The 5,033-nt window shown below is 69.1% G+C and carries 6 protein-coding genes; all 6 read right to left on the reverse strand.

All coding sequences use genetic code 11. The features are described 5' to 3' along the window. Positions 1-2,361: 2,361 nt before the first annotated feature. Complete coding sequence (locus AC07AB_RS40050; protein ID WP_478577624.1) at positions 2,362-2,715, reverse strand: hypothetical protein; 354 nt, start codon at positions 2,713-2,715, stop codon at positions 2,362-2,364. 194 nt (positions 2,716-2,909) lie between these two features. After that, the gene (locus AC07AB_RS40055) at positions 2,910-3,227 is read right to left on the reverse strand and encodes a hypothetical protein (protein ID WP_478577626.1); all 318 of its coding nucleotides are present in this window, start codon (positions 3,225-3,227) and stop codon (positions 2,910-2,912) included. Beyond that, a complete protein-coding gene (locus AC07AB_RS40060) occupies positions 3,224-3,463 on the reverse strand; it encodes a hypothetical protein (protein WP_478577628.1) in 240 nt (79 codons plus the stop codon). Before AC07AB_RS40060 ends, AC07AB_RS40055 begins: the two co-directional genes overlap by 4 nt. 94 nt (positions 3,464-3,557) lie before the next feature. Beyond that, a complete protein-coding gene (locus AC07AB_RS40065; protein ID WP_478577630.1) occupies positions 3,558-3,959 on the reverse strand; it encodes a hypothetical protein in 402 nt (133 codons plus the stop codon). A 125-nt stretch (positions 3,960-4,084) separates the two neighbouring features. Next, positions 4,085-4,315 carry a hypothetical protein gene (locus AC07AB_RS40070; protein ID WP_478577632.1) on the reverse strand — a complete coding sequence of 77 codons (231 nt, stop codon included), beginning with the start codon at positions 4,313-4,315 and terminating at the stop codon, positions 4,085-4,087. Positions 4,316-4,719: 404 nt separating this feature from the next. Further along, complete coding sequence (locus tag AC07AB_RS40075; protein WP_478577634.1) at positions 4,720-4,920, reverse strand: Dna2/Cas4 domain-containing protein; 201 nt, start codon at positions 4,918-4,920, stop codon at positions 4,720-4,722. Between the last annotated feature and the right edge of the window lie 113 nt (positions 4,921-5,033).

The following is a 5,033-nucleotide window of genomic DNA, read 5'->3' on the forward strand; positions in this document are numbered from 1 at the left end:
GAAAGCTATCAGGCCGGACTCGAATTATGCGCCGGGCTCCTTTGGATCCAACACCTCGGATCACAAGCATGATCGCAACTCCACACAGGCCCTAGGACGGCACGGTAGGCTGCGCAACGCGCGATGGCCACGCACCACATGGGAACCTGCACTTAAAGGTTTGGAAGCCTGCGTCGCGGAGTGGGGAGTCACCCGTACGGCAGACCCGCTTGCGGGCTGCAGGACCGTTGGACCGGGCGTGACGCACCGCCCCTACGAGTACGGCCTCGGCACCCTCTACCTGACCTTCGCCCCGGCCCCCTTGGACGTCGAGGCCGTTCTGGCGCTGATCGCGAACTTCCCTGACATCAGCGCCGCCCGGATCAAGTACGGGCTCGCTTGCCGCCGTTTCGTCACCAGCGGCGACGAGAGCCGGATCGACGCCTACCTCGCTGCCGCCGACATCGGTCCCGGCGAGGAGTTCGACGCCGAGGTGGTCGCCGGGAGGTCGAACGGATGCGGATGCTGGAATGGGAGCTCACGGGCGCCCACCCGAGCGACACCGATCCCGACAGCGAGTGATCCCGCAAACGCCCGCACCTCAGACGGCGTCCGAGCCCGGCCCGAAGCCGGCGGCCAGGCGGCCACCTGCCGTGCCGTGCGCGGTGCGAGCACCCAGCGCACGAGCGGGAACCGCACCCGGCCGGTGCCTGCCGCCGCCCGCCCTGCCGGCTCGGGTGGCCCGCCGCCCGCCGGGAGCCGGGCCGGGCCGGGTCGGGTCGGTCGGCTCGTCGGTGCCGTGCCAGCCACGAATACAAGAGTGGTGGCGACTCCGTCCCGCGGGGACCGCCGGCCTCCGCAACGTGCGACGCTCCGTCGCTGGGGCCGACGTGACGGCGGGTCACGCTGCCTCCCGTTGTGCCTCCTTGACCCGGCAGCGTGATCCGGATGCCATATGCGCGGGCCCGTGAACGCCCGGCCGCGCGATGGAAGAAGACCCCGCAACTCCTTTGCCGAGGACCGGCCAGAAGTATCACCGCTCACCACGATGCCCAGCACGACCTCACAAAGCGCTCACCGACGGGGGCCGGCGGGCGGATCTCACTGATCGCGCAACCGATGGTGGATGAGGCCACCTCGTAGATCACCCCGAATGCCGCGTAAGTGAGCCCGGCCCGCAGGTGCACCAACGCGCCAGCAGCCGGTCCATGAACACGAACTCGTACTTCGGCCCGGCCCCCGCCCCGGGGCCCCTCGCGCCGGCCCCACAGACAGCTAAGCCTTCACGTAGGACCGGAAGACGATGTCGAGCTCCTGATGATCTGTGGTTATGGCTCTGATGAGCTGCCTTTGCCCTCCGCACTTCGGCTTCTCGTAAGCCCAGTATGAATATCCACGGCCATTGAACACGGAGACGAAACCGGGGTCGCCGCTCGGGAAGCTGTAGCAGGTTTTCCCTGGCGGGCCGCTGTCCGGAGCGGGAAAGTCGTACCGTCCTTGATGCCCCGCCCGGCGGTATGCGCACAGCGAATAGTTGCCGCACGCCCTGCTGTTGATCTTCTCCTGCCCAAGTCTCGTTTCCTCCTGCGCCACGATTTTCCACGCGGTGGCCGGTGACGGGTTCGGCTTCGCGGACGGTTCAGCTGGCGACGGCTGAGACTTCCGCGCCGTCCCTTCCCTGGAGCTCATGCGCTCGCCCTGGCCTCCCGGTCGCGTAGCTCCCCTTCCGGGCTCGGCCACTCCCCCCGGGCGCCGTAGAAGGGGCGGAGGGCGGCGGGGTAGTCCGCACATCGGCTGGACTCGGTTGCGGCGCGACGACGGGACGGTTTGTGAGCGCTTGATGCTCCGCCGAGGGTGTCCGGTGGTTGAGGACCGCAATCAAAACTCCGCCTACAACGCCCATGACGACGAGGAACGCCACAGAGATGAGCACCGGCGGGAAATGGCGACGCAGCGGCGCCTCGGTAAAGGTCAGGCTGGAGATGGTTCCGCTCTGCACGACGTTATGCGCGCGTCCGCCGGAGATCCGGTTGTCGACCGTGCCGTCTTTTGCCGGGGCACACTTCCCCGGGCCGTGATTTCCCGGGCCAGCTCCCGAGCCGGACCTTTCTGTGCCGCTGCCGCTCATCCCGTCCCCCGTTCACTGTCCGGCAGCCTATGGCACCTCAGCGGTCACGCAGAAACTCCTTACGAAGCCGATCAGTTGTTGTCAGATCTGAAATCGAGCGGCAAGAGGACGGGCGCCCTCGATCTCGGTCCGGCCGACGCGAACACCTGGCACTGTCGCCGGCGGGACCCGGCCCTGGACGACCGCGTGGAAGAAGATCCCACCGGTGATCGTGTTGCTGGTCCCGCCGCCGTTACGGGCGTCGCTCACGCCGGTCACCGCGTCGAGTTGGCTGCGCTGTCACCGGGAACACCGGAGGAGGGCGGCGCAGTGGGCAGGGGCGGGGTGGTGATGGTCAGGTTGGAGAAGCCCCGACCCTGTACGACCGGCCCGTTCTGGGTACCGCCGCTGACGGTGTTCGGCACCGCACCGTCCCCGGTGCGCACCAGTTTGGCCTGCTCCTGCCAAGCCGCAAGATGGGTACGGAAGTCCTCATCCACCGCGGCCTGCCCGCCGCCATCCCGGCGGAACGGGCGCCGCACCAGCGCACTCAGCTCCGCCCACGCCTCCCCGCCGCCCCCCCCGCCAGCGTCGTCAGCAGCCCCACCGATACCGGCTCCATCGCCCACCACCCTCACCTTGTGAAACTAGACGTTTGCATACGGTGACGAATGGGAGAGGTGGACGGTTCCCGCCCCTCACCACGCAGCCCGCCCCTTCGGGACCGCAGGGTGACAACCGCCCACCACTGACCCACGCCCCTCACCTTCACCCTGACGGTGGACTGGTCAGACACAGTGGGAACACTTCAGAAATCCCGAAATCACGTCAGACCACGCGATGACATCAAACAGAGGAACCCCCCTGGCCACGAGGGTGGAGACTCGGCAAGGCCCAGAAGAAGTCCCGGGATGCCGCATATGTCACGGGCGAGCGGCGTCGAGTACCAGCCCGGCCGCCCGGAGTCCGGCTGCGCCAGCGGGGGAACGGCATGGACGCGGAGTTCGGCGAGCAGGTTCACCACGGCCGAGAACACGGACGCCGACACGCCGGGGGCGAGCAGCGGGAAGACGGCCGGCACAAGCTGGATGCGGCCCTCCCCTTCTTCGTCGTCGCCGGGCCCGGGGAACTCGTCGCTCAACGCTCCTGGGCCTCACGGGCGGCGGCCTGACGACGGCGCTGCACGCGAGCCTGCTCGATCGGGGCCGACTGGTCGTCGGCCAACTCCGGCTCGGGGAACGCCCGGGGGCTGAGCGCGCGCATCGCCCTGATCTGCCGCTCCACGGCCTCCGCGATGGGGGGCGGCGCGGCTCGGAGGCGCGACGGCCCGGTGCGCAGCAAGGGTTTGGTGAAGCCGGGCGGGGCCCTGTCGCGCATCTTCACCGGTGTCTCGGCGCAGCCGTCGTAGCTGCAAGAAGAGGGCAGAGCAGGCAGCGGGGTCAGATGTACACGGTGCGGACGACGGTGACGATCAGGACGTCGGCGCTGACGTGTAGCGGACGACGGTGACGCTGACCGCGGTCTCCCGCCGGTCGCGGTCACCTTTGACCGGCGCGGAGCCGTGGCCGTACGGATCGGCCGCAAGGCGTTGCATGCCGGCGTCGAAGCCGGCTCGCAGCGGCCGGGGCATCTCGTGGGCGCCGATGTCCTCGCCGCGGGCCAGGCGCTCGAAGAGCGCCTCGTCCTCCTCCTCGGCGCCGGTCCCGGCCAGAGCCCAGCGGACCAGGACGAGAGGCAGGTCGGTGGCCGGGGCATGCTCGATCTCGTGGTCGAACTCGTCCCTCCGCTCGGGGTGAAGCGCGGCGCGGATGTCCATGGTGCCGGGGATCTCCACGAGTTCCCCGCCGATGACGGTCTTGAGGATGGCATCCATCCGGACCTCCTCCTTCTTCCTGCCCGTACGGTACGCGGACCGCCCGCCCGACGGCATCAAGAACGCAGAGAGGCAATCGGCGCGTACGACTGCCGCGGACGGATGGGGTTCGGGTTCGCGGGGTGTCAGAAGTCGGGCCAGTCGTCTGAGATCACGATCCGGGCGACGTAGATGTCCGGTCCGTCCGCGCCCGGTTCGGTGGTGCCGACGTAGTACTCGGCGAGCCCGATGTCCCGGGCGAGCGGTGCCGAGTACCAGCCCGGCCGCCCCAGGACCGGCTGCACCAGCGGGGGAACGGCATCGGCGCGGAGCTCGGCGAGCAGGTTCACCACGGCCGAGAACACGGACGCCGACACGCCGGGGCCAGCAGCGGGAAGACAGCCAGCGCAAGCCAGATGCGGTCCTCTTCCTCTTCACCCTCGTCGCCGTGCCCGAGAGGTTCGTCGCTCAATGCTCCTGAGCCTCACGGACGGCAACGGCCTCGCGAACCACCGCAGACGCCGGGCACCCGGGCGCGCGCCCCGCTCCGACGGCGGTGCGGGCCTCCTCGGGCAGGGGGCCGGCGTACAGCCGGGCCCGCAGCCACCAGCGGCGCAGCACGCCCAACAGGTTGGTGCCCCTCGTAGGGGCGATGAGAACACGTCGGTGACGGGGATGTGGACGTCGGGTGCGGAGTCGCGTTCGATGACGAGGGATTCATCTTTGCGGCGGATCCGGGAAGGGGAGGTGAGCCAGTAGGTCCGGGTGGCGGCGGGCATGGTCATTCCGTCCAGCAGTAGTCGGTGAAGCTGCATCCGCGGCACCGACTGCGGGCGAGCCGTTCGGGCGAGGCCGGGGCGACGACGATGGCGAGGGCCTCGGTGATGTCCGCTTCAGCTTGGGCGGTGCCTTGCGAGGTATGGGGGAAGCGGTGGGTCCGGCGGGTTTTGGGGTAGTGCAGCACGGTGCCTTGGGCTTCGATGCCTAGTTGTTCTGTCCGGGGAGGTTGGTGACAGTGATCACGGCTGGGTGATCTTGAATGAGTGAGGGCCTTCCGGGTTCGGTGTGGATTGCGACATCTACACGAACGACCAG

The sequence above is a fragment of the Streptomyces sp. NPDC044033 genome (assembly GCF_056434425.1).